At 67.3% G+C, this 19,618-nt stretch carries 20 protein-coding genes; 12 read left to right on the top strand and 8 right to left on the bottom strand.

Annotated features, from left to right (window positions below):
* The first annotated feature begins 138 nt into the window (after window positions 1-138).
* From VKI00_RS26370 to pth, 6 genes are all read left to right on the top strand, one after another.
* Window positions 139-1,119 carry a ribose-phosphate diphosphokinase gene (locus VKI00_RS26370; protein WP_324443492.1) on the top strand — a complete coding sequence of 327 codons (981 nt, stop codon included), beginning with the start codon at window positions 139-141 and terminating at the stop codon, window positions 1,117-1,119.
* Window positions 1,120-1,476, top strand: a complete 357-nt coding sequence (gene arsC, locus VKI00_RS26365) for an arsenate reductase (glutaredoxin) (protein WP_324443490.1) — start codon at window positions 1,120-1,122, stop codon at window positions 1,474-1,476.
* Window positions 1,473-2,126 (top strand): LpqN/LpqT family lipoprotein, encoded by a 654-nt coding sequence (locus VKI00_RS26360; RefSeq protein WP_324443488.1) that lies wholly within the window; start codon window positions 1,473-1,475, stop codon window positions 2,124-2,126. Before arsC ends, VKI00_RS26360 begins: the two co-directional genes overlap by 4 nt.
* A 30-nt stretch (window positions 2,127-2,156) precedes the next feature.
* Window positions 2,157-3,026 carry an oxidoreductase gene (locus VKI00_RS26355; RefSeq protein ID WP_324443486.1) on the top strand — a complete coding sequence of 290 codons (870 nt, stop codon included), beginning with the start codon at window positions 2,157-2,159 and terminating at the stop codon, window positions 3,024-3,026.
* A gap of 152 nt (window positions 3,027-3,178) precedes the next feature.
* Window positions 3,179-3,838 (top strand): 50S ribosomal protein L25/general stress protein Ctc, encoded by a 660-nt coding sequence (locus VKI00_RS26350; protein ID WP_324443484.1) that lies wholly within the window; start codon window positions 3,179-3,181, stop codon window positions 3,836-3,838.
* 3 nt (window positions 3,839-3,841) lie between these two features.
* The gene (gene pth / locus VKI00_RS26345; RefSeq protein ID WP_324443482.1) at window positions 3,842-4,417 is read left to right on the top strand and encodes an aminoacyl-tRNA hydrolase; all 576 of its coding nucleotides are present in this window, start codon (window positions 3,842-3,844) and stop codon (window positions 4,415-4,417) included.
* Between the two features lie 20 nt (window positions 4,418-4,437).
* Here the strand turns inward: pth and VKI00_RS26340 are convergent, their stop codons facing one another.
* The 5 genes from VKI00_RS26340 to VKI00_RS26320 form a co-directional block, all read right to left on the bottom strand.
* Window positions 4,438-6,075, bottom strand: a complete 1,638-nt coding sequence (locus VKI00_RS26340; protein WP_324443480.1) for a fatty acyl-AMP ligase — start codon at window positions 6,073-6,075, stop codon at window positions 4,438-4,440.
* A gap of 307 nt (window positions 6,076-6,382) precedes the next feature.
* Window positions 6,383-7,339, bottom strand: coding sequence for a 4-(cytidine 5'-diphospho)-2-C-methyl-D-erythritol kinase (locus tag VKI00_RS26335; protein ID WP_324443478.1), 957 nt, complete (start codon window positions 7,337-7,339; stop codon window positions 6,383-6,385).
* 49 nt (window positions 7,340-7,388) lie between these two features.
* On the bottom strand, window positions 7,389-8,342 hold the full coding sequence (rsmA, locus tag VKI00_RS26330; protein WP_414687295.1) for a 16S rRNA (adenine(1518)-N(6)/adenine(1519)-N(6))-dimethyltransferase RsmA: 954 nt from the start codon (window positions 8,340-8,342) through the stop codon (window positions 7,389-7,391).
* A complete protein-coding gene (locus tag VKI00_RS26325) occupies window positions 8,306-9,436 on the bottom strand; it encodes a transglycosylase family protein (protein WP_324443474.1) in 1,131 nt (376 codons plus the stop codon). The genes rsmA and VKI00_RS26325 overlap by 37 nt, the downstream gene beginning before the upstream one ends.
* Window positions 9,437-9,584: 148 nt before the next feature.
* Window positions 9,585-10,430 (bottom strand): TatD family hydrolase, encoded by an 846-nt coding sequence (locus VKI00_RS26320; RefSeq protein WP_324443472.1) that lies wholly within the window; start codon window positions 10,428-10,430, stop codon window positions 9,585-9,587.
* A gap of 18 nt (window positions 10,431-10,448) precedes the next feature.
* Here VKI00_RS26320 and metG point away from each other — a divergent pair, with 18 nt between their 5' ends.
* Entirely contained in the window at window positions 10,449-11,993 is a 1,545-nt protein-coding gene (metG, locus tag VKI00_RS26315; RefSeq protein ID WP_324443470.1) for a methionine--tRNA ligase, read from the top strand.
* A gap of 2 nt (window positions 11,994-11,995) precedes the next feature.
* Here metG and VKI00_RS26310 read toward each other — a convergent pair whose 3' ends face one another.
* Window positions 11,996-12,352: a nitroreductase/quinone reductase family protein gene (locus tag VKI00_RS26310; RefSeq protein WP_324443468.1), complete on the bottom strand. Its 357-nt coding sequence runs from the start codon at window positions 12,350-12,352 to the stop codon at window positions 11,996-11,998.
* A gap of 35 nt (window positions 12,353-12,387) precedes the next feature.
* The gene (locus VKI00_RS26305; protein ID WP_324443466.1) at window positions 12,388-12,858 is read right to left on the bottom strand and encodes a DUF1772 domain-containing protein; all 471 of its coding nucleotides are present in this window, start codon (window positions 12,856-12,858) and stop codon (window positions 12,388-12,390) included.
* A 99-nt stretch (window positions 12,859-12,957) separates the two neighbouring features.
* Here VKI00_RS26305 and VKI00_RS26300 point away from each other — a divergent pair, with 99 nt between their 5' ends.
* The 4 genes from VKI00_RS26300 (at window position 12,958) to VKI00_RS26285 (ending at window position 17,025) form a co-directional block, all read left to right on the top strand.
* The gene (locus VKI00_RS26300; protein ID WP_324443464.1) at window positions 12,958-13,539 is read left to right on the top strand and encodes a TetR/AcrR family transcriptional regulator; all 582 of its coding nucleotides are present in this window, start codon (window positions 12,958-12,960) and stop codon (window positions 13,537-13,539) included.
* 87 nt (window positions 13,540-13,626) lie between these two features.
* The gene (locus VKI00_RS26295) at window positions 13,627-14,802 is read left to right on the top strand and encodes an NAD(P)/FAD-dependent oxidoreductase (protein WP_324443462.1); all 1,176 of its coding nucleotides are present in this window, start codon (window positions 13,627-13,629) and stop codon (window positions 14,800-14,802) included.
* Window positions 14,796-15,701 carry an RNA polymerase sigma-70 factor gene (locus tag VKI00_RS26290; RefSeq protein WP_414687297.1) on the top strand — a complete coding sequence of 302 codons (906 nt, stop codon included), beginning with the start codon at window positions 14,796-14,798 and terminating at the stop codon, window positions 15,699-15,701. The genes VKI00_RS26295 and VKI00_RS26290 overlap by 7 nt, the downstream gene beginning before the upstream one ends.
* A gap of 19 nt (window positions 15,702-15,720) precedes the next feature.
* Complete coding sequence (locus tag VKI00_RS26285) at window positions 15,721-17,025, top strand: aminodeoxychorismate synthase component I (RefSeq protein WP_324443458.1); 1,305 nt, start codon at window positions 15,721-15,723, stop codon at window positions 17,023-17,025.
* On the opposite strand, the gene rsmI is transcribed toward VKI00_RS26285, so the two are convergent.
* Window positions 16,983-17,831, bottom strand: a complete 849-nt coding sequence (gene rsmI, locus VKI00_RS26280; protein ID WP_324443456.1) for a 16S rRNA (cytidine(1402)-2'-O)-methyltransferase — start codon at window positions 17,829-17,831, stop codon at window positions 16,983-16,985. The genes VKI00_RS26285 and rsmI overlap by 43 nt on opposite strands.
* Before the next feature lie 25 nt (window positions 17,832-17,856).
* On the opposite strand from rsmI, the gene VKI00_RS26275 reads away from it, so the two are divergent.
* Entirely contained in the window at window positions 17,857-19,407 is a 1,551-nt protein-coding gene (locus VKI00_RS26275; RefSeq protein WP_324443454.1) for a dolichyl-phosphate-mannose--protein mannosyltransferase, read from the top strand.
* Window positions 19,408-19,618: the final 211 nt, after the last annotated feature.

Raw genomic sequence — 19,618 nt, 5'->3', positions numbered from 1 at the left:
GACGGAGACAACATGACGGCACGGGAGCAGCGCAGCGGCGATTCGCTACCTATTATTCAGTGGCGAGCCATACAGAGGCGCATCATTCACAGGCAATCAATTGGGTAACCATCCGATCCGAATCGGCGAGGGCGACAGATGAGCTACGACTGGACCGATAACCGCAAGAATCTGATGCTGTTCGCCGGCCGCTCGCACCCCGAGCTGGCCGAACAGGTGGCCAAGGAGCTCGACGTCCACGTCACCGCCCAGACCGCGCGCGACTTCGCCAACGGCGAGATCTTCGTGCGCTTCCACGAGTCGGTGCGTGGCTGTGACGCGTTCGTCCTGCAGTCCTGCCCCGACCCGGTGAACAACTGGCTGATGGAAGCACTGATCATGATCGATGCGCTCAAGCGGGGCAGCGCCAAGCGGATCACCGCCGTCATGCCGTTCTATCCCTACGCCCGCCAAGACAAGAAGCACCGCGGCCGCGAACCGATCTCGGCGCGGCTGGTCGCCGACCTGCTCAAGACAGCCGGAGCCGACCGGATCGTCACCGTCGACCTGCACACCGACCAGATCCAGGGCTTCTTCGACGGGCCCGTCGACCACATGCGCGGGCAGAACCTGCTGACCGGCTACATCGCGGACAACTACCCCGACGGCAACATGGTCGTCGTCTCCCCCGACTCGGGCCGGGTGCGCATCGCCGAGAAATGGGCCGACGCGCTGGGCGGCGTTCCGCTGGCGTTCATCCACAAAACCCGCGATCCGCGGGTGCCCAACCAGGTGGTCGCCAACCGCGTCGTCGGCGAGGTCGCCGGGCGAACCTGTGTGCTGATCGACGACATGATCGACACCGGCGGCACCATCGCCGGCGCGGTGAAGCTGCTGCGCGAAGACGGCGCCAGCGACGTGGTCATCGCGGCCACCCACGGGGTGCTGTCCGACCCGGCCGCCGAGCGGCTGGCCGCCTGCGGCGCCCGGGAGGTGATCGTCACCAACACGCTGCCGATCGGTGAGGAAAAGCGGTTCCCGCAACTCACGGTGTTGTCGATCGCTCCGTTGCTGGCCAGCACGATCCGCGCGGTATTCGAAAACGGCTCGGTCACAGGACTATTCGACGGGGACGCCTAGATGGCTTCGCGTGCCCGCGACATCGTCATCTACCACAACCCCAAGTGCACGACTTCGCGTAAAACCCTCGAGTTGTTGCGCGACAGCGGTGTTGAGCCCAACATTGTGCAGTATCTCAAGACACCGCCGTCTCGTGACGAGTTGCTGAGGATGATCCGCGACGCCGGGATCGAGGTGCGCAGCGCGGTCCGCAAACGCGAATCGCTATACACCGAGCTGAATCTGGCCGATGCGAGCGACGACCAATTGCTCGACGCTATGGCCGAACATCCCATCCTCATCGAACGGCCGTTTGTCGTCACACCGAAAGGCACGCGGCTGGCTCGTCCATTGGACAGGGTTCGCGAGATCCTGTGAGAGCCGGGTTGTGCAAAGCCGCGCTCGCGGTCCTGGCTCTGACCGTTGTGCCGGTCGGCTGTGGACCGAAAACTCCCGATTACCAGTCGATCTGGACGACGACCACGACCGCGACTCCGACGACGACGACGGAAGCACCTGTACCGTTTGCGCAGTACCTGAAAGACAACGGGATAAACGGTGAGCCGGTGGCGCCGGACAAGCTGACCGACCTGACCGTGTCGATTCCGACACCCCCGGGCTGGCAGAAAGCGGACAAGCCGAACATCGCGCCCACCACCGAGGCCATCGCCAAGGGTGACAATTTTCCGACCGCCATGCTGATGGTCTTCAAACTGAGTGGAGACTTCGACGCCGCCGAGTTGGTCAAGCACGGCAACGCCGACGCGACGCTCGCGGACAACTTCAAACTGCTCGACCAGTCCGCCGCCGACTTTCACGGCTTTCCGTCGTCGATGATCGAAGGCAGCTACGACCTGGGCGGCCAACGGCTGCATACCTACAACCGGATCGTCATCCCAACCGGATCGGCGCCCGCCCATCAGCGCTACCTGGTCCAGCTCGCTGTCACCAGCCTTGCCGTACAGGCCGTGCCCGATGCGGATGCCATCCAGGCGATCATCCACGGATTCACCGTCGCACCCAAGTAGCCGGCGGCGCGCGGCACTAGTGTGTTTGCCATGACGTCGTGGACCGCCGCAGACTTGCCTTCATTCGCCGGACGTACCGTCATCGTGACCGGCGCCAACAGCGGCCTCGGTGCGGTGACGGCCCGCGAGCTGGCCCGCGTCGGCGCTCAGGTCATCCTCGCCGTACGCAACACCGGAAAGGGCGAAGCCGCCGCCCGGGACATGACCGGAGACGTCGAGGTGCGGCGACTTCACCTGCAGGATCTGGCCTCGGTGCGGCAGTTCGCCGACGGGGTGGACGCCGTCGACGTCCTGGTCAACAATGCCGGCGTGATGGCCGTCCCGCATTCGGTGACCACCGACGGCTTCGAGTCGCAGATCGGCACCAACCATCTCGGTCATTTCGCGCTGACCAACCTGCTGTTGCCCAAGCTCACCGACCGGGTGGTGACCGTCTCCTCGTTGATGCACTGGATGGGTTACATCTCGCTCCGGGACCTGAACTGGACCTCGCGGCCCTACTCGGCGTGGGTGGCCTACGGCCAGTCCAAGCTGGCCAACCTGCTGTTCACCAGCGAGCTGCAGCGGCGCCTGAAGTCGGTCGGCTCGCCGCTGCGCGCGCTGGCCGCCCACCCCGGTTACTCGCACACCAACCTGCAAGGGCGGACCGGGCGCAAGTTCGGCGACGCGGTGATGTCGGTTGCCACCCGCGTGCTGGCCACCGACGCCGACTTCGGCGCCCGGCAAACGCTGTATGCCGCCTCGCAGGACCTGCCGGGCGACAGCTTCATCGGCCCCAGCTTCGGCATGGCCGGACGCAGCCGGCCGGTCGGGCGCAGCCCGCTGGCCAAACGCACCGGAACCGGCAGCGCTCTGTGGGAGCTGTCCGAACGGCTTACGGAGACTAAATTTCCGCTCTGAGGTGCTGATGCGCTAACCTGACCGGGCGTCACGGCGAGGGTGGCCTGCGGCGAACACCGCATACCACCGTGATCGACGGGGACCGATACCGACCAACTCAGCGGTTGTCGCGATTCTCGCCGTGCCAGGAAAACTGACACAGGAGCGACACCATGGCTAAGTCTGCGAACGAGCTCACCGCCTCAGTGCGGACCCAAACCGGCAAAGGCGCGTCGCGGCGGGCGCGCCGCGACGGCAAGATTCCCGCCGTCCTCTACGGTCACGGGGCCGACCCGCAGCATCTGGAACTGCCCGGACACGACTTCGCCGCGGTGCTGCGGCACTCCGGGACCAACGCGGTGCTGACCCTCCAGATCGACGGCAAAGAGCAGCTGGCATTGACCAAGGCGCTGGCGATCCACCCGATCCGCCGCACCATCCAGCACGCCGATCTGCTGGTCGTGCGTCGCGGCGAGAAGGTGGTCGTTGAGGTCGGCATCGACGTCCAGGGCGACGCCGCAAACGGCACGTTGGTCACCCAGGAGGCCAACACCGTCGAGATCGAGGCCGAGCCGCTGTCGATTCCCCAGGAGCTGGTCGTGTCGGTCGCGGGCGCCGAACCCGGTACCCAGTTCACCGCGGGCCAGATCACGCTGCCGCCGGGCGTCACCCTGATCTCCGATCCTGATCAGCTGGTCGTCAACGTGGTGATCGCGCCGACCGCCGAGGAGCTCGAAGCCGAGGGCGCCGGCGAGGTGGCCGAGGCCGAAGAGCCGGCCGAGGAGGCCGCCGAAGAGGCCGAGGCGTCCGAGTCCGAGCCCGAATCCGAATAATTCATGGCCGGCCCGCTACTGGTGGTCGGCCTGGGCAACCCGGGGCCAAACTACGCCCAGACCCGGCACAATCTGGGGTTCATGGTCGCCGACCGGCTCGCCGCCCGGCTGGGTTCAACGTTCAAGGCGCACAAGCGTTCCGGCGCGGAGATTGTCACCGGCCGCCTCGGTGGGCGTTCAGTGGTGCTGGCCAAGCCGCGCTGCTACATGAACGAGGCCGGCCGCCAAGTGGGCCCACTGGCCAAGTTTTATTCGGTGCCGGCGGCCGACATACTGGTCATCCACGACGACCTGGACATCGACTTCGGTCAGATCCGGCTGAAAATCGGCGGCGGCGAGGGCGGTCACAACGGGCTGCGCTCGATCGCTTCCGCGTTGGGAACCAAGGACTTTCAGCGGGTGCGGATCGGTATCGGCCGGCCACCGGGACGGAAGGATCCGGCGGCTTTCGTGCTGGAGAACTTCACTGCCGCCGAACGCCCCGAAGTGCCGACGCTGTGCGAGCAGGCGGCCGACGCCACCGAGCTACTCATCGAGTTGGGGCTGGAGCCGGCCCAAAACCGAGTCCACGCCTGGTAATTCGGCGTCCGCTCGTCGTGCTAGGTGACCAGGGTGACGGAGTTGGCCCGTCGCAGCTTGCCCGACGGAGTCTTCGGGATGGTCCCGGGACCGAGCACCACGACGTTGCGGGGCCGCAGGTCGACCTCGCTGACAACCTCGTGTGCGACCTGATGCTCGATGCGACGCACTTCGGCGGGATCCTGGAAAGCGTTGGACTCGACCGCGACGGCGAAGGTCTCCCGGGCATGCCCGGCGTCAAGCCGCACGGCCACCGCGCAGCCCGGGCGGACGCCCGCGACCCGGCATGCGGCACGCTCGATGTCGGTCGGGTAGATGTTGCGGCCGGCCATGATGATGACGTCCTTGACCCGACCACACACGACGATGTGACCGTTCTCCATCAGGTAGCCGAGGTCACCGGTGTCGTACCAGCCGTGCTCGTCTTGCGCCGGAATGAAGCCACCCATCGTGGTGTAACCCGGGGTCACCGGTTCACCACGTAACTCGATCACGCCGACGCCGCGGGTCGGTAGCACGGCGCCGTCGTCGTCGACGATGCGCGCCTCGATGCCCGTCAGCAACGGCCCCAACGACGCCAACCGGCGGGTGTTGCCCTTGGTGGCCGGCACCGCCCGGCGCAGTGCAGCTAACAGATCGGCGTCCACCTCGTCGACTACCAGGCCGTCGCCGAGTTCGGAGAACGACACCGCCAGGGTGGTTTCGGCCATGCCGTACGCGGGCATCACGGCCTCGGGCCGCAGCCCGAACGGCTTGCCGGCGTCGATCAGATCCTCGACGTCGGCGGGGTCCACCGGTTCGGCACCCGACAGCGCAAAGCGCAGCGTCGACAGGTCGAATTGACCAGGGGCGGCCTGGTTGCGCAGTCGCTTGGCGAACAGCGCGTAGGCGAAGTTGGGGGCGGCCGTCATGGTGCCCCCGTATTTGTCGATCAGCTTGGCCCACAGCAGCGTGTCGCGCAGGAAGTCCATCGGGGTGACCTTGACCAGCTCGACGCCGAAGTACATCGGCACGGTCAAGAAGCCGACCATGCCCATGTCGTGGAAGCACGGCAGCCAGCTGAGCATCACGTCGTTGCCGCTGGGATCCATCTTGGCGCCGATGAACATCGCCTCGGCGTTGGAGTAGATGTTGCGGTGGGTGATGTGCACCGCCTTCGGAGAACCGGTGGAACCGGACGTCAGCTGCATCAGCGCCAGGTCGTCCTCATCGGTGTCGATGGGGTCGATCGGGTCGGACGCCAGCAGCTGCTCGACGGTCAGCACTTTCAAGCCCCGTTGCTCGAGCACCGGCACGGCCGCCATGAACGGATCGGAGACGATCACCGCCTTCGCTTCGATCATGTCGACGACGGTGGTGGTGTCCTTTGCCCACAGCTCCAGGTCGGTGCGCGGTGTGGGCTGATGCAGCATGGTCAGGCTGGCGCCGCGCATCCACAGCCCCTGCACCGTCGGCGCGATTTCCACCGGCGCGCCGGCTAAGACTCCGACCGCGTCACCGTGGCCGATGCCGGCCGCCGCCAGGCCGCCGGCCACTCGGCGGGCACGCTGGTGGACCTCTAGCCAGGTGTGCCGGACCGGCTGGTGTGGTTCGCCGGTCACCATGCCCTTGGCGCTCTCGTGAGCGTTGCGGAACATGTTCTCGGTAAACCTGCTCACGTTAGCCTCCTTGGTTCCGGCGCCGACGCCCAGCATTTAATGCTGCGCCTGCTCAACCACACTTTGGTGCACCCGCACGCGCACAATTGGGCAGCGATTTCGTCTCGAATCGGTGATGAAGCGGTTACCTCACGCAACGTTGCGGTTGCGGTGAGGACACGGCGGCCGACCGGGTTCAAGCAACGCCCGCCGGCATGATTGGCGGGCGCAGTAATTAGGCGCGTGTCTTGACCGGTATTTGTCACCGTCGAACATCTTAAGCTCCTCTTAAGTAACTGCCAAACTCACGGGTGAAATCGGTTCTATCTCACATGCCCGTGGCGGGTGCAGGCACCACCCGCGCGCCGTGCACAGGCCCGCTGGCAACGCGCACAGTCCGGCAGACACCGGCCCCGGAGAGCTCGGTGCCGACGTCCACCGCAGCGGGAGCCGACCGGCACAGGAAGGTACAGGTCGGTCCGGAGCCCGACACGATGCCGGCCAGCGCGCCCGCCTCGACGCCGGCGCGCAGGACGCGGCGCAGGCCCGGATCCATGCTCAGCGCGGCCGCCTGCAGCTCGTTACCCAGCAGCGGCGCCAGCTGCTCCGGGTCGCCGGCCGCCAGCGCCGCCAGGACCGGACCGGCTTCGTCGAGCCTTGGCGGCGTCCCGACGTCTCTGAGCCGGTCCAGCTCGCTGAACACCGCCGGGGTGGACAAGCCGCCCTCGGCAAACGCCAGCACCCAATGAAAGATGTTCCGGGCCAGCACTGTCGCCAGCTCCTCGCCGCGACCGGTGCCCAATGCGGTACCCCCGTGCAGGGCGAACGGCACATCGCTGCCGAGCTTCGCGGCAAGCATGTGCAGATCGCGGCGCGGCACCCCGAGTTCCCACAGCGAGTTGATTGCGACCAGCACCGCCGCCGCGTCTGCGCTGCCGCCCCCCATCCCGCCGGCCACCGGGATGGATTTGTCGATGGCGATCGAGACGTCGGGCGCCCGGCCCACGTGATCAGCCATCAGTTCGGCGGCCTGCCACGCCAGATTTCGCTCGTCCAGGGGTAACTGGTCGGCACCCTCCCCGCTGATCTCGAGCGAGAGCACATCGGCGTTGCGGACGGTGATCTCGTCGACCAGCGAGACAGCGTGAAACACCGTGGTCAGGTCGTGATAACCGTTATCGCGCCGGTCGCCGACCGCCAGGTAGAGGTTGATTTTGCCGGGCGCCCGAACGGTAACCGACCCAGTGGGCACCCACTGAGCAGCTGTGTTTGGGTCCATCGGCATCGCACGAGACTTTATCGCCCGCGCCCGGCAAACCCCTACCCGTGGCCCGTCAGCTCGCCGAGGCGTGCCGTTGCGAAAGCCCCCGGCGCCCGGTATCTCCGTCGCCGCCGGCTTCACCCGAGCGCTGATACAGCCGCACGAATTCGTCGATGGTCAGCGTCTCACCCCGGCGCGCGGGGTCGATGCTGGCGGCGAGCAACCGGCTCGCCGATTCGTTGCCCGAACCCGCCCACTCGACGAATGCATTGCGAGATGTCTTGCGCCGCTGGGCAAATGCGATATCAACAAGTTTGAACACGTTTTGACGGAATGCCTTGTCGGTCGGCCAGGGCGGGTTTGTATGCCGGTCGATGCGCACCAGCCCGGAATACACGCGCGGAATGGGCCAGAAGACGGTCGGCGACACCATGCCGTGGCGGCGGATCTGCCCGTAGAAGCGGACCTTGACGCTGGGGATGCCGTACTCCTTGCCGCCCGGTTCGGCCGCCAGCCGTTCGGCGACCTCGGCCTGCACCATCACCATCACGGTGCGCAGCGACGGGAATTCGGCGAGCAGATGCAGCAGCGCCGGAACGGCGACGTTGTAGGGCAGATTCGCCACCACCGCTGTCGGCTCGGCAGCGAGATCGGCGGGCCCGATCGACAGCACATCGCGGTTCAGCACGGTCAGCCGGTGGACTTCGCTGTGCGAATGCTGGGCAATGGTCTTCGGCAGCCTGCCGGCCAGCACTGGGTCGATCTCGACGGCGCTGACCGTGGCCCCGCGGTCCAGCAGCGCCAGCGTGAGCGATCCCAGACCAGGGCCGACCTCAAGGACGTGATCCTGCCGGTTGACTCCAGAGGACGACACCACGCGGCGCACGGTGTTGGCGTCGTGAACGAAGTTCTGTCCCAACGATTTGCGGGGCCGGAACTCGAGTTCTTTGGCCAGCCTGCGGATCTCGGTGCGCCCGAGCAACCGGATGGTCAGCGCGCACCCGCTCTTCCGCTGCACACCGGCCATGCTCCCCAACCCTGGCGGGCCTGCGTCACCTGGGCAACGGCGATCTGCTCTTCGCGGGTCGCCAGGTCGGCGCGGGGGGCGAACCGCAAACCACCGTTGCGCTCCCAGGTGCCCTGGTCGAACTGCACGCCGCCGTAGTAGCCGTTTCCGCTGTTGATCGCCCAGTTTCCGCCGGCCTCGCAGCGCGAAATGGCATCCCATACCCCGCCGTTGGTGACCTCAGGGACGTCGGTGCCCGGTTTGGTTCCGACCCGCACCACCGCCTCACGCGCTGGGGTGATCACGTGACTGGCAACCGGCAGCCGGCCGGTTTCCACACCGTTGACCTTGGACACCGAGAAGGTCACGTCCTGGGTCCCCGGGCTGCCCGGGTCCTGGACGATCTCACGGTCCTTGTTCATCTCCGGGTCCTCGATCCGCCGCTTGGGCGGAACCAGCGGCACCCGCTCGGTGATCTTCTCGATGCGGTTACGTGTCACCTGGATGTGCATGCCGTCGATCACCGGCGCCGCGGAGCCAGGAGTGACCTGGTCGCTTTGCAGCAGCGGCGCCCCGATGGCTGCCAGCAGCTCGCCGACCCTGGCCGCGGCCAGGTGCACGTTGCGCACCGCACCGGCGTCGTCGAGTTCGACCGTCTTGGCGCTGACGACCGGCAGCGCCATGCCGGCCAGCGGAACGCGGCTGCCTCGCGAGGCCGCGGCCGGAGCCGTGTCGGTCATCGCCAGCTGGGCCAGCGCCTCGTCGACCGTGGACGCGGTCGTCCACACCTGCTTGGCGTTCTGGCCGTCCAGCGAGATCTGTAGCGGTCGGCTGCGCCGCAGCACGATGTCTTCGGCGTTGCGGACTCGCTCGCCGGCGCCGGGATAAAGGTCGTCACGCTCGCTGACGTTGAACCCGTTCTCCCTGATGATGTCGATCACCCGCGACTTCATGGTCGTCACGGTCATAGCGGTTCCATCGACGCTCAGCGTCACCGTTTTGTAGTCGGCGACCGCATAGCCACCGGCGAAGGCCAAGACCAGCAATAGACCCGCGACAAGGAGCCGCAGAGCCGGTGAGGGAGCCTGATGCAGCTTCGTAAGTACGTTGTTCAACGCGCGTGTATCCCCGACCTCAGCAACCACTTCAGCAACAGTTCGTCAACAAAGCAAAAGGCCCACCCGGGGCCTCACCGTTCGATCACAAGACGGTAACGAACCGGCCTAGATAGGGCAACTCCGGGGCAACCCGATTAACGGACTCTTAACCCCTCACGGCTAATCCGTAGGCCCCGCGGGCATTGCCGGTGGTGACCTCGGCCAGTTCGTCGGCCGGCCGATCGACGAGCTCGGCCAGCGCCCGCACAGTGTAGGGCAGGCAGTATGGCTCGTTCGGCGCGCCCCGGTACGGATGCGGTGTCAGGAACGGCGCATCGGTTTCCACCAGCAGCTGCGCCTCGGGGATCAGCGGGACGGCTTCCCGCAGTTCACGGGCGTTGCGGAAACTCACCGTCCCGGACAGGCTGACCAGCCACCCGGCGTCGACGCAGGCGCGGGCCATGTCGGGGCCCGAGGAGAAGCAGTGAAAGATCACCGTGTCAGGCGCTCCCTCGGCACGCAGCACATCGAGAACCTCGGCGTCGGCCTCCCGGTTGTGGATCATCAGCGGTTTGCCGGTCCGCTTGGCCAGGTCGATATGCCACGCGAAGGCCTCCCGCTGCACCGCCGGCTCCGCGCAGCCCTCCAGCCGGCCCGGCCAGTACAGATCCATGCCGGTCTCACCGACCGCCACCACGCGCGGGTGGGCGACCAACCGTTCGATCTCGGCGCGGGCCGTATCGGTGAGCGCGGCGGCGCGGGTCGGGTGCAGCGCGACCGCGGCGTAGACCCGCGGATCCCAGTCGGCGGCCCGGGTCACCCAGCGCGCCGAGGCCAGGTCGTCGGCAATGGTGACCACCGCGACCACGCCGACCGCCGCCGCGCGGTCGACGATCGCGCGCACGTCGTCAGCGTCCTGTGCGCCGCACGCGTCGAGGTGGGTGTGCGCGTCGATCAGCGGGCGCAACGGCTCGGGGGCCGGCGGCGGCGGACGTTTGGAACCCACGCGCACACAATAGGGTGAGAGGCGATGACGCCCTACTACATCACCACGGCGATCACGTACCCGAACGGCGACCCGCACATCGGGCACGCCTACGAGTACATCGCCACCGACGCCATCGCCCGCTTCAAGCGGCTCGACGGCTTCGACGTGTGGTTCCTGACCGGAACCGATGAGCACGGGCTGAAGATGGCGCAGGCGGCTGCCGTCGAAGGGATTTCGCCCGCGCAGCTGGCCAAGCGGAACTCGGACATTTACCAGCGGCTGCAGGATAAGCTCAATATCTCGTTCGACCGGTTCATCCGCACCACCGATGCCGATCACCACGAGGCATCGAAGGCCATCTGGCGGCGGATGGCCGATGCCGGCGACATCTACCTGGACAGCTACGCCGGCTGGTATTCGGTGCGCGACGAGCGTTACTTCACCGAAGACGAAACGACTCTCGACGCCACCGGCACTCGCATCGCCGTGGAAACCGGCACCCCGGTCACCTGGACCGAAGAGCAGACCTACTTCTTCCGGCTGTCGGCGTACCGCGACAAGCTACTGGCGCACTACGAGGCTAATCCGGACTTCATCGGACCCCAGGTGCGGCGCAACGAAGTGGTCAGCTTCGTCTCCGGCGGGCTCAACGACCTGTCGATATCGCGCACGTCGTTCGACTGGGGCGTGCCCGTTCCGGACCACCCCGACCACGTCATGTACGTCTGGGTCGACGCGCTGACCAACTACCTGACCGGCGTCGGCTACCCAGACACGGACTCCGACTTGTTTCGCCGCTATTGGCCGGCCGACGTGCACATGGTCGGCAAGGACATCATCAGGTTCCACGCCGTTTTCTGGCCGGCATTTCTGATGTCCGCCGGAATTGAGCTCCCGAGAAGGGTTTTCGCGCACGGCTTCATTCTCAACAGCGGCGAGAAGATGAGCAAGTCGGTGGGCAACGTGATCGATCCCGTCGCGCTGGTCGACGAGTTCGGCGTCGACCAAGTGCGTTACTTCTTCCTGCGCGAAGTGCCGTTTGGCCAGGACGGCAGCTACAGCGAAGAGGCGATCATCGCCCGGACCAACGCCGATCTGGCCAATGAATTAGGCAACCTGGCACAACGATCGCTGTCGATGGTGACCAAGAATCTCGACGGGATCGTCCCGACGCCAGGCGATTTCACCGCCGACGACGCCGACCTGCTGACCGCCGCCGATGGCCTGCTCGACCGGGTACGGGTCGAGTTCGACTCGCAGGCAATGCATTTGGCGCTGGAGGCGATTTGGCTGATGCTCGGCGCGGCGAACAGGTACTTCTCGGCGCAGCAGCCGTGGGTGCTGCGCAAAAGCGAATCCGAAACCGACCAGACCCGTTTCGGCACCGTGCTCTACGTCACCTGCGAGGTGGTGCGGATCGCGGCACTGTTGATTCAGCCGGTGATGCCCGAGTCGGCGGGCAAGTTGTTGGACCTGCTCGGCCAGCCGGAAGATCAGCGAACGTTTGCCGCGGTCGCTACGCGCTTGGCGCCGGGGACGGCGCTGCCGCCGCCCACCGGCGTGTTCCCCCGCTACCAAGCTGACTGAGTTCAGCTGCCGGCCAGGCGCACATGGACGGTGACGCGGCCCTTGTCGTCTCGGTGAGCGACGGCGTGTCCCTCGCGCTCGGCGCCGTCGAGCGTCAGCGAAACGGGACCGCCTTCGCCGACGAAGTTGCGCCACCACGTCTTGGCGTCGGGCAAGTTTGCGGCGATCTCGATCTCGTCACCGCGGCGGCGGTATGCCACCGGAGTACTGAACGTCCGTCCCGAACGCCGCCCCGTGTAGGTGATCATCGTGACGCTGCGCCGCAGTCGCGCCCCGAGGCGGGGCGAGTTCGCTATAGCCGCCACCGGCGCGTTGAACAGCGGGCCCGCGCGCATGATTAACCGCTGGTAATTGACCATTTTCTTGTTTCCTTTCGATTAGTCGGTGCCGCAGTTCAGATCAGCAGCGTCAAGCACAGCGCCGCAACCGCCAGACCCTGCAACGTGGCCCTGATTACGATCACATTGTCCCAGTTACGTTGCAGCGCACGGGCGTCCGTCGGCACATCGGGATGATCGGCCCCGGCGGTCAGTTGCTGGTTGATCGGCTTGCTCACTCGCAGGTAGACCACCAGCCAAATCAGCAGCAGGCCAAGGGCGACACCGGCCGTGCCGGCTTGCGTCCAGTGGCCGGACGCCGTGGCGAATGCCGCACTGGTCGCCGCGGCCACGATGCCGATCACCCCGGGCACCGGCATCCGCCGGTCGCCGTAACGATGGACGTTGCCCATCACCGCGAGCAAAGCCCGGTCGTCGATCCGAGCCAACGCGGGCCGTTGCACCATCGCACAGAAAACGTCGGTGCCGTAAACCACCGCGGCGCCCAACACCGCGATCAAAGCGAACCAGCCAGCAGGTTGTGTCATCGCACTCTCTTTTCTCGATTAGGTGTTAGCAACGCTAACCCCTAGCATTGATCGTGTCAATAGCATTGCTAGATTTTATATCGGCGCTAACATAGTTCCATGGCCATCGAAGACCGTCGGGCCCGGGACCGGGCCGCGCGACGCCAACTCATTACCGAGACCGCACGCAAACTCGCCGAAGACGAGGGCTGGGACGCCGTCACCACCCGCCGGCTTTCCACCGAGATCGAGTACAGCCAGCCGGTGTTGTACAAGCACTTCTCGAGCATGGACGGAGTCGTCGCCGCCGTCGCGGTGCAGGGATTCGGCGAGCTCGCTGACGCGCTCGCCTCGGCGCGGCGCGGTGCTGCCGACGGCCAGGACGCCCTGGCGCGAGTCGCCCACGCGTTCATCCGGTTTGCCCGCGACAATCCCGGCCTGTTCGACGCGATGTTCACCCGCGCCACCACGCTGCCCTTCGCGGCCGACGACACCCCGCCCGAGTTGAACGCGGCCTTCGCCGAACTGCGCGCCGCGGTGGACCTGGTCGCAGGCACCCGGGATGCGGACACCCTGACCGAGGTGCTGTGGGCGGCGCTGCACGGGTTGATCACCCTCGACCGCGGCAGCCGGTTACGACCGGAGTATCAGGCCGCGCGCGTCGACCTGCTGGTCGACCAGTTTTCCCGGCCGACGACGTGAGCCTGGTCACAGCCGCTCAAACCCTGTCACATCCGCGGCCTCGGCGGTGTCTCAAGGGCAGCACACCCCCGAGAACAGGAGACAGCAATGACCGACCAGCGCACTCACATCGTCGTGATCGGTGGCGGATACGCCGGCACGCTGGCCGCCAACCATCTGCGGCTGCGGGCCGACGTCCAGATCACTTTGGTCAATCCACGTCCGGTCTTCGTCCAGCGAATCCGGTTGCATCAGTTGGCCGCCGGAAGCGGCACCGCCGCCGTCGACTACGGCACGCTGCTCGGCAAGGGCATCCGGCTGATCGTCGACAGCGCCGAGCGGATCAACGCCGCCGACGGCACGATCGAACTGACCGCCGGCGAGGTGCTGAGCTACGACTACCTGATCTACGCCGTCGGCAGCACCGGCGTGGTGCCCGCGACGGTGCCCGGCGCAGCCCAATTCGCATACCCGATCGCCGAATTCGAGCACGCCGAACGGTTGCGTGACGCACTGGACGAGCTGCACCCCGGAGCGCCGGTCACCGTCGTCGGCGCCGGGTTGACCGGCATCGAGACGGCATCCGAGCTGGCCGAGCAGGGCCGGCGGGTGACGCTGATCTGCGGCGGGGTGCTGGGGCCGTCGCTGAGCGGGCCCGGACGCCGTTCGGTGGCCAAGTGGCTGCGCCGCCTCGGTGTGGACGTGCTGGAGACGGCGGTGGTCCGCGAAGTCCGCTCCGACGCGGTGGTGCTGACCGACGGTGCGCTTCTGCCCAGCCTGGTGACGGTGTGGACCGCGGGCTTCGGCGTGCCGGAGTTGGCCGCCCGCAGCGGGCTTCGCACGGACGGACTGGGCCGGCTGCTCACCGATGAAACACTGACCAGCGTGGACGACCCGCGCATCGTGGCGGCCGGCGACGCCGCCGCACCGTCCGGCCAGCCGCTGCGGATGAGCTGCCAGGCCGCGATCCCGCTCGGCGCCCAGGCCGCCAATACGGTGCTGAGCCGCATCGCCGGTACGCCGCCTGCTGTAGTCAACCAGGCCTTCACCGGGCAATGCATCAGCCTGGGCCGCTCGTACGCCACCGTCCAGCTCGCACGTCCCGACGACACGCCGGTCAACCTGGCGATCGGCGGCCGGTTCGCCGCGACCATCAAAGAGGCGGTCTGCAAGGGCACGGTGTGGGGTATTCGTCGTGAGGCGGCCAAGCCGGGGTGGTATCGCTGGCTCAAGGGCGGCAAGCGGGCCGAGCACCTGGCGAACGAGGTGGTCACGACATCGTGAGCACCTCCGACGAACACGCCGACCGGTTCGTTTTGCTGCGGCCGTTGCTGTTCACCATCGCCTACGAAATCCTCGGCTCGGCAACCGAATCCGATGACGTGCTGCAGGACAGGTATCTGCGCTGGGCGCAGGTAGACCTGGCAGCCGTGCACGACACCAAGTCCTACCTGGCCCGGCTGGTCACCCGCCAGGCACTCAACGCGCTGCGGGCCGGGGCCCGGCGTCGGGAGGACTATGTCGGGCCGTGGCTGCCCGAGCCGCTGCTGCTCGAGGAACAGGACCCGTCGGCCGATGTCTTACTGGCCGAATCGGTTTCGATGGCGATGCTGGTGCTGCTGGAGACCTTGAGCCCCGACGAACGCGCGGTGTTCGTGCTGCGCGAGGTGTTCGGATTCGACTACGACGAAATCGCCTCCGCGGTCGGCAAATCGGTGGCGGCGGTGCGGCAGGTCGCGCATCGGGCCCGCGAACACGTGCAGGCCCGGCGCCGGCGCTTCGCCCCGGTGGACCCCGAGGAGAACGCCCGCATCGCCGCGGAGTTCATGGCCGCGGCGGCCGGGGGCGACGTGCAGGCGGTGATGTCGATGCTGGCCCCCGATTTGGTGTGGACCGCCGACAGTGGCGGCAAGGCCAGTGCGGCTCGCCGACCGGTGATCGGGGCCGAGAAGGTCGCCAGGGCGGTCGTCGGGCTGGTCGGCCGCGGACTGCAATTGCCCGACGTCCGCGCCGAAATGGTGGTCTGCAACGCCGCACCGGCGGTGCTGATCTACGCCGCCGACCGCCTGGAGGGGGTGTTCACCGTTGAGATCGTCGACGGCAAGATCACCAACTTCTACGCGATGCGCAATCCCGACAAGCTGGCGGCCCTCACGACCGTGCGCCACATCAGCCGCGGCTGACATCTGCCAAGCTGGGGAGGTGAGAATCGACCGGCTCGGCGATCTTGGCGGCGCACCCCAGGTGCTGCGCGCCATCGGCGACGCCACCAACCGGCTGGGCCTGCCACCGCCGGCCGCGCTGACCGGTGACTGGTTCGGTGCGCTGGCGGTGATCGCGCCGAGCGTGTCGATACGGCCGGTCGACCCCGCCCTGGCGTTCGCCGTGCGACCGGGCGCAAATGGCCTCGCGGTCGGCGGCGGCTGGATCGGCTACCTGTCCTACCCCGATGCGGGCGCCGACGGGCGGCCCACCCGGATACCCGAAGCCGCCGGCGGCTGGACGGACTGCGTGTTGCGCTGCGACCGTGACCGGCAATGGTGGTTTGAGAGCCTGTCGGGGGCCCCGATGCCCGGTTGGCTGGCCGAGGCCTTGACAACTCCGGCGCCCGCGCGTGCTTACCGGGTCGACTGGGACGCGGCCGACCGTCCGGCACATCGCGACGGGGTGCTGGCCTGCCTGGAGGCCATCCGGGCCGGCGAGGTCTACCAGGCCTGCGTGTGCACCCAGTTCACCGGCGCGATCGCCGGGGAGCCGCTGGACTTCTTCATCGACGGTGTCGCGCGCACCGCGCCGGCGCGGGCGGCATATGTCGCCGGACCCTGGGGTGCGGTGGCATCGCTGTCGCCGGAACTCTTTGTGCGCCGTCGGGGTGACGTTGTCACGTCCAGCCCGATCAAGGGCACGCTCCCCTTGGACGCCGCGCCGTCGGCGCTGCGAGCCTCGGCCAAGGATGTCGCCGAGAACATCATGATCGTCGACCTGGTCCGCAACGACCTGGGCCGGGTCGCGGTCACCGGATCGGTCACCGTGCCAGAGCTTTTGGTGGTCCGGCCCGCGCCGGGTGTGTGGCACCTGGTGTCGACGGTGTCGGCGCTGATGCCGGTCGAGCTGCCGACGTCGGCGTTGCTCGACGCCGCCTTCCCACCCGCCTCAGTGACCGGCACGCCTAAACTGCGTGCGCGCCAACTGATTTCACAGTGGGAGCCATTCAGGCGTGGAGTATATTGCGGCACAGTTGGTTTGGCATCGCCAATCGCCGGCTGCGAGCTCAACGTCGCGATCCGCACGGTGGAGTTCGACGCGAAAGGCAACGCATTACTTGGGTCCGGCGGCGGGATCACCGCCGACTCCGACGTCGACGCCGAGTGGGACGAATGCCTGCACAAGGCGGCGCCGATCCTCGGCGCGGGCGCCGCCTCAGCCGCGCGTGAGCCCAATGCCCGGCTCCTCAGCCCGCCGCTTCACGGCGCGCATCGTCGCCGGGCGCGCAGCACCGCGTCGTAGAGCTCACGCCGTGACGGCGCTCCCGGCGTAGCGGCAATCACCTGCGCGCAGGCGTCTTTGACGCCCATTCCCGCGGCGGCCAGGGCCTCGACCTCGGCAACCAGCGCCGGCAGCTCGGCGCGCGGAGTGGCCCCGGCCAGCACGACGGTGACTTCGCCCAGCACGCCGTCGGCCGCCCAGTCCGCCAGTTCGGCCAAGGATCCGCGGGCCACTTCCTCGTGTACCTTGGTCAGCTCTCGGCACACCGCCGCACGCCGATCGCCGCCGAGCTGTTCGACCGCGTCGCGCAGAGTTGCGGGCAGTCGTCGCGGCGATTCGAAAAATACCGTCGTGCGCCGTTCCTCGGCCAGCGATGCCAGCCAAGCGCTTCGCGCCGCCTGCTTGCGCGGCGCGAAGCCCTCGAAGCAGAACTTGTCGGACGGCAGCCCCGAGACCGCCAGGGCGGTGGTCACCGCCGACGGACCCGGCAGACAACGCACCGGCAGCCCGGCGTCCAGGCAGGCCAGCACCAGCCGGTGGCCCGGGTCGTTGATCAGCGGCATCCCGGCGTCGCTGACCACGAGCACCGTGGCGCCCGCGCTGATCTCATCGACCAGCTCGGGCACCCGGGACGCCTCGACGTGATCGAAGAAGCTGACGACCTTCCCGCCGATCGCAACATCGAGCGCCTTGGCCAGTGTCCGCACCCGCCGGGTGTCCTCGGCGGCCACGATGTCGGCGGACGACAGGGCGGCCATCAGCCGCGGTGACGCATCAGACGGCTGGCCCAGCGGCGTGGCGCCCAGCAACAGTCGACCACCGGTCATGGCCGACAGCCTACGATCGCTTGTGATGACCGCCCAGCTTGATGAACTGGTCGCCACCGAGGGGGCAGTTCCCGTTATCAGCCCCGGGCCGCTGATGCCGGTGGCCGATTTCGGGCCCGTCGACCGCTTAGAGGGCTGGGTGGTGACCGCCGTGGTCACCGCTCTTGCCGCGGTGACTCGGACGGTGAACCTGGGTTCGCCGACCGATGCCGGCACGCCGATTTTCGACGAGAAGCATTACGCGCCACAGGCATGGCAGATGCTGCACAACCACGGCGTGGAGGACAACCCCGGATACGGCCTGGTGGTTCATCCGCCGGTGGGCAAGCAGCTGATTGCGATCGGCGAGGCCATATTCGGCTACAACGGGCTGGGCTGGCGATTCACCGGTGCGGTACTCGGTGTGGTGCTGGTGGCGCTGGTCGTTCGGATCGTGCGACGGATCAGCCGCTCGACGCTGGTCGGCGCAATCGCGGGACTGCTGCTCATTGGCGACGGGGTCAGCTTTGTGGTGGCGCGTACCGCCCTGCTCGACGGCTTCCTGGCGTTCTTCGTGGTCGCCGCGTTCGGCGCGCTGATCGTCGACCGCGACCAGGTGCGCCAGCGCATGCACGTCGCGCTGATCGAGGGCCGCAGCAACGAGACGGTGTGGGGCCCACGGCTGGGTGTGCGTTGGTGGCGCTTCGGCGCCGGGGTGCTGCTCGGTTTGGCTTGTGCGACAAAGTGGTCCGGGCTGTACTTCGTGGCGTTCTTCGGGTTGATGTCGTTGGCGTTTGACGTTGCGGCACGCCGCCAATATCGGGTGCTCCGGCCGTGGTTGGGTGTGATCCGTCGCGACGTGGGTCCCACCGCATACGCGTTGCTGCTCATCCCATTTGGGGTGTACCTGGCCAGCTACGCGCCATGGTTCGCCTCCGAGACCGCGATCGATCGACACGAAGTCGGCCAGTCGATCGGGCCGAAGTCGAATTTCCCACTGCCCGATGCCATCCGATCGCTCTGGCACTACACCGCCAAGGCCTACCAGTTCCATGCCGGGCTGACGAATTCAGCGGGCAACTACCATCCCTGGGAATCCAAACCGTGGGCGTGGCCGATGTCGCTGCGGCCGGTGCTCTACGCGATCGATCAGCAAAACGTGCCGGGCTGCGGCGCGCAGTCGTGCGTCAAGGCGGTGATGCTGGTCGGCACACCGGCGATGTGGTGGCTTTCGGTGCCCGTCCTCGGTTATGCCTGTTGGCGGACGTTCGTGCGCCGCGACTGGCGCTACGCCGTGGTACTGGTCGGCTACTGTGCCGGCTGGCTGCCGTGGTTCGCCGACATCGACCGGCAGATGTACTTCTTCTATGCGGCGACCATGGCGCCGTTTCTGGTGATGGCGATCGCGTTGATCCTCGGCGACATCCTCTACCAACCGGGTCAGGGTGCTGAGCGCCGCACGCTCGGGTTGATCGCGGTGTCCTGTTACGTCGCACTGGTTCTGACGAACTTTGCCTGGCTGTTTCCGATCCTTACCGGTCAGCCGATTTCGCAGACCGCCTGGAACATGGAGATCTGGCTGCCCAGTTGGCGTTAGGGCTTGGCGGCGGAGACGTCTAGCGTCTCCCGCCTCGCCCGTTGAGCAAGGCGCATGACTCGGTGAGCGCCGGCTCGTAGATGACGTCGCTGCATTCGCATTCCCATGTGGTGTGCCGACCGCAGGAACAAGGCATGCTTCCGACGATCATGTGTCCCGGCAGCAGCCAGTGGCCCCGCGCGCACCGGTGGGGTCGCCGTTCCCGGTGCGT

Source organism: Mycobacterium sp., from assembly GCF_035314665.1.
In the GTDB taxonomy this organism is placed as follows: Bacteria; Actinomycetota; Actinomycetes; order Mycobacteriales; family Mycobacteriaceae; genus Mycobacterium.
The sequence above is the reverse complement of the archived record's forward strand: the minus strand, read 5'-3'. Positions and strand labels throughout refer to the sequence as shown.

Bases quoted from the DNA above. Each gene is read 5' to 3' on its own strand.
- VKI00_RS26370 (WP_324443492.1), top strand. From the start codon at position 139: ATGAGCTACGACTGGACCGATAACCGCAAGAATCTGATGCTGTTCGCC.
- arsC (WP_324443490.1), top strand. From the start codon at position 1,120: ATGGCTTCGCGTGCCCGCGACATCGTCATCTACCACAACCCCAAGTGC.
- VKI00_RS26355 (WP_324443486.1), top strand. From the start codon at position 2,157: ATGACGTCGTGGACCGCCGCAGACTTGCCTTCATTCGCCGGACGTACC.
- VKI00_RS26350 (WP_324443484.1), top strand. From the start codon at position 3,179: ATGGCTAAGTCTGCGAACGAGCTCACCGCCTCAGTGCGGACCCAAACC.
- pth (WP_324443482.1), top strand. From the start codon at position 3,842: ATGGCCGGCCCGCTACTGGTGGTCGGCCTGGGCAACCCGGGGCCAAAC.
- VKI00_RS26335 (WP_324443478.1), bottom strand. From the start codon at position 7,339: ATGCCGATGGACCCAAACACAGCTGCTCAGTGGGTGCCCACTGGGTCG.
- rsmA (WP_414687295.1), bottom strand. From the start codon at position 8,342: ATGGCCGGTGTGCAGCGGAAGAGCGGGTGCGCGCTGACCATCCGGTTG.
- metG (WP_324443470.1), top strand. From the start codon at position 10,449: ATGACGCCCTACTACATCACCACGGCGATCACGTACCCGAACGGCGAC.
- VKI00_RS26310 (WP_324443468.1), bottom strand. From the start codon at position 12,352: ATGGTCAATTACCAGCGGTTAATCATGCGCGCGGGCCCGCTGTTCAAC.
- VKI00_RS26305 (WP_324443466.1), bottom strand. From the start codon at position 12,858: ATGACACAACCTGCTGGCTGGTTCGCTTTGATCGCGGTGTTGGGCGCC.
- VKI00_RS26300 (WP_324443464.1), top strand. From the start codon at position 12,958: ATGGCCATCGAAGACCGTCGGGCCCGGGACCGGGCCGCGCGACGCCAA.
- VKI00_RS26295 (WP_324443462.1), top strand. From the start codon at position 13,627: ATGACCGACCAGCGCACTCACATCGTCGTGATCGGTGGCGGATACGCC.
- rsmI (WP_324443456.1), bottom strand. From the start codon at position 17,831: ATGACCGGTGGTCGACTGTTGCTGGGCGCCACGCCGCTGGGCCAGCCG.
- VKI00_RS26275 (WP_324443454.1), top strand. From the start codon at position 17,857: ATGACCGCCCAGCTTGATGAACTGGTCGCCACCGAGGGGGCAGTTCCC.